Annotated in this window: 4 protein-coding genes; 3 read left to right on the top strand and 1 reads right to left on the bottom strand. The window is 67.9% G+C overall.

Annotation, left to right across the window (positions count from 1 at the left end; genetic code table 11):
• Nucleotides 1-146 precede the first annotated feature (146 nt).
• Nucleotides 147-848 (bottom strand): DUF899 domain-containing protein, encoded by a 702-nt coding sequence (locus AB0G02_RS27260; RefSeq protein WP_360799030.1) that lies wholly within the window; start codon nt 846-848, stop codon nt 147-149.
• A gap of 1,374 nt (nt 849-2,222) precedes the next feature.
• Between AB0G02_RS27260 and AB0G02_RS27255 the strand changes: the two genes are divergently transcribed.
• From AB0G02_RS27255 to AB0G02_RS27245, 3 genes are read left to right on the top strand one after another with little or no spacing between them, the layout of a single operon-like run.
• On the top strand, nt 2,223-2,420 hold the full coding sequence (locus AB0G02_RS27255; protein WP_360799027.1) for a hypothetical protein: 198 nt from the start codon (nt 2,223-2,225) through the stop codon (nt 2,418-2,420).
• The gene (locus tag AB0G02_RS27250) at nt 2,417-4,375 is read left to right on the top strand and encodes a CRTAC1 family protein (RefSeq protein WP_360799024.1); all 1,959 of its coding nucleotides are present in this window, start codon (nt 2,417-2,419) and stop codon (nt 4,373-4,375) included. The genes AB0G02_RS27255 and AB0G02_RS27250 overlap by 4 nt, the downstream gene beginning before the upstream one ends.
• Before the next feature lie 5 nt (nt 4,376-4,380).
• Nucleotides 4,381-5,397, top strand: a complete 1,017-nt coding sequence (locus AB0G02_RS27245; RefSeq protein WP_360799021.1) for an enediyne biosynthesis protein — start codon at nt 4,381-4,383, stop codon at nt 5,395-5,397.
• Nucleotides 5,398-5,445: the final 48 nt, after the last annotated feature.

Raw genomic sequence — 5,445 nt, 5'->3', positions numbered from 1 at the left:
GCCGCACCACCGTTCCGGCGGGACACCGGGCGGCCACGGCGATCCGCGACCGGGCGCCCGGTGAGCGCCGGGATCCCGCGGCCGGAGCCCCGGCCCGCCCCGACGACGGTCGGAGCCCCGGCGGAGCGGGAGGGCGGCTTGCCGGACTACTGCTGGTACCTGGTGCCGTTCCACCAGTTGTCGCCGGGGCCGTGCGACTCCTCGGCGTCGTAGGTGTCCTTGAAGCGCCACCAGTCCCAGGGGTGGTCCAGCTGGTCCTCCTGGCGGCCCAGGTGGGTGATGTCGAGGTAGTTGTAGAAGCTCTTGAAGATGTCACCGCCGCGGTCGAAGATCGAGTAGGTGAAGAAGACGTCCTCGCCCTCGCGGTAGAACGCGCTGACGCCCGGCGACTCGCCCATCTCCGTGGAGACCTCGTAGTCGTAGTTGAAGTCGCTGCCGAACGACGAGTACCACGGGATGTCCCAGCCCATCCGCTTCTTGAACGGCTCGAAGTCCGCCACCGGCGCGCGGGAGATCATCACGAACGTCGTGTCGCGGGCCCACATGTGAGAGAGCTCGCCGACGCTGTCCGCCTGCATGGAGCAGCCGATGCAGCCCTCCTTGGCGCCCGGGCTGAACATGTAGTGCCGCACGATGAGCTGGCGACGCCCCTCGAACAGGTCGAGCAGCGAGAGCCGGCTGCCGTTGGGCCCTTCGAAGGTGTACTCCTTCTCCACCTTCACCATGGGCAGCTTGCGACGCTCCTCCGCGATCATGTCGCGGGCGCGGGTGACTTCCTTCTCCTTCTCCAACAGCGCTTTGCGAGCCTCCAACCACTCTTCCCGGGACACTACTTTCGGCTGGGTCATCAGATCTCCTCAGGACTGTCGGGGGGAACGACTCCACCGAGACCCGACACGACGACGGATGACGAGCGGTGCCACCCGGATCCGGCCGGGCACTATCCCCTGTCAGGCTATGGGGACCGGCCGTGGTGGGACTTCTTCCAGATTGACGTCTTGGTGCCGCGCGACGGCATCCGGCAGCCGCGCGCCGGGCGCCGGTGCGCGGAGAACGGCCCGGCGGACCGGGCGGTGGGCGGAATGGGAAAACCCGACGCCCGCGCCCGGAGGTCGTCGAAATCGACGCCGGGGGAATTCGGGGAACCACGGTCGTGGATTTCTGTCGAATACCTGTGCCCGATTCACCGGTGGGCACCGCGGGCAGGACGGCGGAGGACCGAACCGCTCCCCGGCGAACGCCGTGGTCCCACTCCGGCGCGGACGCACGGCCCGAGCATCACCGATCCGCGCCGCGGTGGCTTCTCCTGCCTTGCCGTGCCGCACGTGCCGGGCTGCCGGACTCCCCAGGATGACCTCCGGAGGGGTGCCGCGCATGCGAAATCGTGCTCTCCTGCGGCAAGCCGGGAGAATCCACCCGGCGCGCGGTGACGGACAATGCCACCAGCGCCGACCTCGCGCATTCGATCGTCCAAAAGCGACGAAGAGCACCGGCGCACCGACCGGAAATGTCCCGGAAGGGACTCCCCGGTCATCGAGCACCACACCGGGCAACGCGCATCGGTAAGTCGGTAGCTAAATACAACCCCATCGGGCGCGCAGAGATGCCCGGCACAGCGCAAAAGAGCGCGCACAACAGCCCTGACCTGCGGACTCATCGTCCGACGAGGTGGGTTACACCGCCCTGGTCATGACCCGTGGAGTGCATCGGCAAATGCTCGTGCACGCACGTCGACCGGTGAGCAAGCCTGAAGTAGCTAGCCTCGCGAACCCTCTGCAAGTCTTTTCCTCGTTCGCTTCCGGTGACTGGTCACCCGAGCTGGGGGGACGAGGTTGAGTGCACTGCGCGCCTCACGGCGCAATTTACCGGAGATCACCTGGCGGCAGTTGTTCAGTGACCACGCCTATGTGATCGGCGCACCTGGCCCGCAGGATGCGCGGGAGCCTCGGCAGAAGCTCCCGACGCGGTTCCGCGGCCCGGTGGGCCACCCCGCCGGAAAGGGATTCGTCACCGGCAGCGGCGGGTGGGCGGACCGACTCCCGAACGAGGAGCGGACCGCCCGGAGCAGTCAGATGGTGAACGCCGGCATCGGGTGGGCGATGGCCCGCATGCCGTGGCACGGGAAGGGGTGGCGGGGTCGGACCCCGCAGGCCCCGGACCGCCGGAACACCGGCCGTGCCACGTGGTTCGTCGGAAGGTCCGACGCCCAGAGCGTCGCCGACATGATCGACAAGTTCCCGGCGCGTCGGACCGGGGGCCCGCTCGCGGGTCCGGTCCAGGGCGCACCGGGCGAGGCCGCCCCCTTCACCGAGGATGTGCGCTCCGCGCCGCCGGTCACCGACGGCGCCGTGCCCGCGTTCGAGACGTGGCGGCGACGCATCGCCGAGCAATTCGTCCACCAGGAAGGAGTCAGCTTGTGACCTCCACAGCCAGTTGGCTGCGCAGGCAACTACCCGGCGTCATCGCACTCGTGCTCGTCGCGGCCACGTTCTTGGTGGCCCGGCTGCCGGAGGTGTCAGCCGAGGAGAAGCAGGAGATCGCGGCCCAGTTCGGGTTCACGCCGGAGTCGATCGCCCTGCCCGGCGGCTACACCCACCAGTCCATCCGCCAGGTGAACCAGCGCTACAAGCACATCAACGCCTGGATCTCCTCGGTCGGCTCGGCGATCGCGCTGAACGACCTCGACGGCGACGGTCTGTCCAACGACCTGTGCTACGTCGACGTGCGCATCGACCAGGTGATCGTCACCCCCGCCCCGGAGGCGAACAAGACGCCGCGCTACGAGCCGTTCGCGCTGTCGTCGGGCAAGCTCCCGGTCAACGAGGTGATGGCGCCGATGGGCTGCGTGCCCGGCGACTACAACGAGGACGGCCGGATCGACCTGCTCGTCTACATGTGGGGCCGCACGCCGATCCTGCACCTGGCCAAGGCCGACGCGACGGGCCTGAGCGACGACGCCTACGAGGCCACCGAGCTGGTGCCGGGCAAGTCCTCGGGCACCTACGACGGCCCGCAGTGGAACTCGAACTCCGCGACCGTGGCCGACTTCGACGGTGACGGCCACGACGACATCTTCATCGGCAACTACTTCCCCGAAGGCCCGGTGCTGGACCCGTCCAAGAACACCGGCGTGCAGATGAACCACTCGATGTCGGCCGGCTTCAACGGCGGCGAGGACTACATCTTCCTCTGGAAGGGCGCCAAGGACGGTGCGAAGCCGAGCACCGAGTGGTCGATGTCCGACCCGTTCCCGCGTGACGTCTCGAAGGGCTGGGCCCTGGCGTCCAGCTCCAACGACGTCAACGGCGACATGCTGCCCGAGCTGTACGTCGGCAACGACTTCGGCCCGGACCGCTTCCTGTTCAACGAGTCCACGCCCGGCAACCTCAAGTTCCAGCTCGTCGAGGGCACCAAGGGCCCGATGGAGCCCAAGTCCAAGAACGTGGGCATCGACTCGTTCAAGGGCATGGGCGTCGACTTCGGCGACCTGAACGGCGACCAGGTGTACGACATGTACGTCAGCAACATCACGACGTCGTTCGGCATCGAGGAGTCGCACTTCGCCTTCATGAGCGAGGAGAAGGACCTGAACCGGGTCACCGACAGCTTCAAGAAGGGTGCCGCGATCTGGGAGGACCAGAGCGCCCCGCTGCAGCTCGCGTGGTCGGGTTGGGGCTGGGACGTGAAGATCGCGGACCTCGACAACAACACCGAGCCCGAGGTGCTGCAGGCCACCGGCTTCGTCAAGGGCGACGTCAACCGCTGGCCCCAGCTGCAGGAGCTGGCCACGTCCAACGACGTGCTGCTGGACAACCCGATGTGGTGGCCGATCGTGGGCCCCGGCGACGACGTGGGTGGCAACCAGCACTTCCACTTCTTCGCCAAGAACCAGCGGGATTTCTACAGCGACCTGTCCGACTCGCTCGGCATGGCCGCCCAGATCCCGACGCGCGGCATCGCCACCGGTGACATCGACGGCGACGGCAAGCTCGACATGGCGATCTCCCGGCAGTGGTCCGACCCGATCTTCTACCGCAACACCGGCGGCTCGGACAACGCCTTCGTCGGCCTGCGCCTGACCTACGACCAGGACGCCACCACGGGCACCGCCCGCGGTGCCGGTTCCCCGGTCGTCGGCGCTCAGGTCACGGTCACCACGGCGTCGGGCAAGAAGCAGATCAGCCGGGTCGACGGCGGCAGCGGCCACTCCGGCAAGCGCAGCCACGAGGTCCACTTCGGACTCGGTTCCGAGGACCAGGCCGTCAGCGCTCACATCAAGTGGCGCGACCGCGACGGCGAGATCCACGAACAGGACATGACACTGAACCCGGGTTGGCACGACATCCAGCTCGGCGACCAGGCCAAGGAGAAGTGACGGACATGGCCGAGACGAAGGCGGCTGCCGGCCCACCGCGGCACGACACCAAGGTCATCACCGCGCTCAGGCGCTTCGCGATCTCCATCTCCATCTTCAACATCCTCGGGTACACGGTCCTCGGATTCGAGCAGGCGTGGCTCTGGCCGTTCATCGCGCTGGCCACCGCCTACGCCGTCGAGCTGGGGCTGGAGTGGATCGGCTCCCGGCAGGAGGGCCGCGCACCCCGGTACGCGAACAACGGGTTCCGAGGGCTCATGGAGTTCCTCTACCCGGCGCACATCACCGCGCTCGCGGTGAACATGCTGACCTACGTGAACGACCAGATCTGGGTCATGATCTTCGGCGTGGTCGTGGCGGTCGGCGCCAAGTGGGTCCTGCGGGCTCCCGTGAAGGGCCGCCTGCGGCACTACATGAACCCGTCGAACTTCGGCATCGCGGTCGTGCTGCTGGTGTTCCCGTGGGCCTCGGTCGCGCCGCCGTACCACTTCAGCGAGCACGTGGGCACGTTCTTCGACCTCGCGATCCCGCTGATCATCGTCACCGCGGGCACCATGCTGAACGGCATGCTCACGGGCCGGCTCTGGCTGATCATGGCCTGGCTCATCGGGTTCGCGCTGCAGGCCATCATCCGCGGCATGATCCTGGACACCTCGATCGCGGGTGGCCTGGGCATGATGTCGGGCATCGCGTTCGTGCTGTACACCAACTACATGGTGACCGACCCGGGCACCTCACCGTCCAAACCGGCCGCACAGGTCGCGTTCGGCGGCGGCGTGGCCGCGGTGTACGGCATCTTGATGGGCATGAGCATCCCGTACGGCCTGTTCTTCGCCACGGCGATCGTCTGCCTGATCCGCGGCGGCTTCCACTGGACGGTCCACTTCATCGAGAAGAACCGCCTCGAGGTGGAGCGGCAGAAGAAGGTCGCGGCCGAGAAGGCCATCACGGTGGAGCCCTCCGCGGTGAACCCGGCCCTCAACGGGGCGCCCAAGCAGCCGGGCGCGGTCGTCGCCACCTGACCGGGCCCGCGGCGCACCGCCGCACCACAGGAACAGGCCGGCAGCCCG

Source organism: Actinosynnema sp. NPDC023658 (assembly GCF_040639995.1).
Lineage (GTDB): Bacteria > Actinomycetota > Actinomycetes > Mycobacteriales > Pseudonocardiaceae > Actinosynnema.
The sequence above is the reverse complement of the archived record's forward strand: the minus strand, read 5'-3'. Positions and strand labels throughout refer to the sequence as shown.